The organism is Mycobacterium sp. 1165196.3 (assembly GCF_001673415.1).
Taxonomy (GTDB): Bacteria; Actinomycetota; Actinomycetes; order Mycobacteriales; family Mycobacteriaceae; genus Mycobacterium; species Mycobacterium europaeum_A.
The window spans coordinates 1-1173 of sequence record NZ_LZLU01000237.1; the positions used below are offsets into that span (position 1 = coordinate 1).

The 1173-nt window shown below is 68.4% G+C and carries 2 protein-coding genes; one reads left to right on the forward strand and one right to left on the reverse strand.

The genetic code is table 11. The features are described from left to right. Window positions 1–280: Fur family transcriptional regulator (locus tag A5659_RS23220; RefSeq protein WP_197498162.1), on the forward strand; the 280-nt coding region annotated here is incomplete at its 5' end. A 2-nt stretch (window positions 281–282) separates the two neighbouring features. Here the strand turns inward: A5659_RS23220 and A5659_RS23225 are convergent. Beyond that, window positions 283–1173, reverse strand: an 891-nt coding sequence (locus tag A5659_RS23225) for an FAD-dependent oxidoreductase (protein WP_067184571.1), incomplete at its 5' end; no start/stop codon positions are given.

Below are 1173 nucleotides of genomic sequence, written 5' to 3' on the forward strand. Positions count from 1 at the left end.
CCGCACGGTGACGACGCTGGTCGACCAGGGGGTGTTGCACGCGCTGACGCTCGAGGGCGGCGTGACGACCTACGGGCTGGCCACCGCGCCGCACCATCACGCGGTATGTACGAACTGCGGCACCATCATCGAGGTGCCCGCCCGGCAGCTGAGTTCGGCGCTCGAGCACGCGATGGCGGGCAGTTCCTTCGCGCTCTCGGAGGCGGCGGGGCTGACGTTGCACGGCCTGTGCCCGCAGTGCCAGGACGACGAGGGCGACGCGCGCTCGCGCCTGCGCTGAGGTCAGCGCAGGCCCAGTAGGGCGTTCTCCACCACCTCGGGCAGCGCCGGATGGATCCAGTACTGGCCGCGGGCCATCTCCGGCGCGGTGAGTCCGAAGCTCATGGCCTGGACCAACGGCTGAATGATCGACGATGCCTGGGTTCCCATGATGTGCGCGCCCAGCAGCCGCCCGGTCCCGCGCTCGGCGATGAGCTTGACGATCCCGGTGGTGTCCTCCGACGCCCAGCCGTAGGCGACGTCGGCGTAGTCCTGAATCTTGGTCGAGATCTTGAAACCCTGTGCGATGGCTTCGTTTTCGGTCAGCCCGACGTAGGCGATCTGCGGATCGGTGAACACCGCCGACGGCACGTAGCGGTGGTCGGTGAGTGCCATCGCGTCGGTGTCGTCCCAGTCGCAGAGCAGGTTGTGCTGCACGACGCGCGCCTCGTGGTTGGCGACATGCTTGAGCTGATACGGCGAGGAGACGTCGCCGAGGGCGAAGACGCCACGCGCCGTGGTGCGCTGGTAACAGTCGACGGCCACCAGGCCGTCCTCGACGGCGACACCGGCCTGCTCGAGGTCGAGTCGATCGGCGTTGGAGACCCGCCCGGTCGCCACCAGCAGCGCGTCGGCGAGCACCGTGTGCCCGTTGTCGAGTTCCACCGCGACGTCCGAGCCCCGGTTCTCGGCGCCCACGACGTTGCGGTGGGTGTGCAGCTCCCATTTGCTCGACGCGATGCGGGTGAAGCGCTTGCACACGATGTCGTCGCAATGCCGCAGCAGGGCAGAGCCCCGGATCACCAGGGTGACCCGCGAGCCCAGCGAGGAGAAGATGTGGGCGAATTCGGCTGCCACGAAGCCGCCCCCGACGATCACCAGATGCTCGGGCAGCTCCGAGATTCGCATGATCGT